This is a genomic window from Hahella sp. CCB-MM4, from assembly GCF_002260525.1.
Classification (GTDB): domain Bacteria; phylum Pseudomonadota; class Gammaproteobacteria; order Pseudomonadales; family Oleiphilaceae; genus Hahella.
Genome location: NZ_MRYI01000158.1, coordinates 1 through 387, shown reverse-complemented (window position 1 = coordinate 387; position 387 = coordinate 1). Strand labels below are relative to the sequence as shown.

Annotated in this window: 1 protein-coding gene; it reads right to left on the bottom strand. The window is 69.3% G+C overall.

Features of this window, described 5'->3' with window-relative positions:
* Positions 1-275, bottom strand: a 275-nt coding sequence (locus tag BTA51_RS29840; protein ID WP_305794086.1) for a CorA family divalent cation transporter, incomplete at its 3' end; no start/stop codon positions are given.
* Positions 276-387: the final 112 nt, after the last annotated feature.

Below are 387 nucleotides of genomic sequence, written 5' to 3'. Positions count from 1 at the left end.
TAGACGATCGGCTTGAGCACCACGAACAGCGAGTCGTCGTACACCTCCAGCTTGGGCCGCTGGTGCGCCCGCAGCGCGTCCTCCACGGCCAGCGGGTGCAGCCCGAACTCGTCCCGTACCCGATCGAACTCCGCCTCCGTCGGCTCGTGCAGCCCGATCCACAGGAACGCGTCCAGCGCGTCCCGGGCCTCGTCCAGAGCCTCGGAGAAGTCCTCGGGCCGCTCTATGCGGCGCCCGTCCCGGTAGATGGCACAGTCCACGATCACGGCGGGCATTCTTCCCCGTGACCCCGTTCCCACGCACCTCGGACGTACGCTGGCGGGTATGCCCACGCTGATCCTCGTACGCCACGGACGCTCCACGGCCAACACCGCCGGAGTGCTCGCG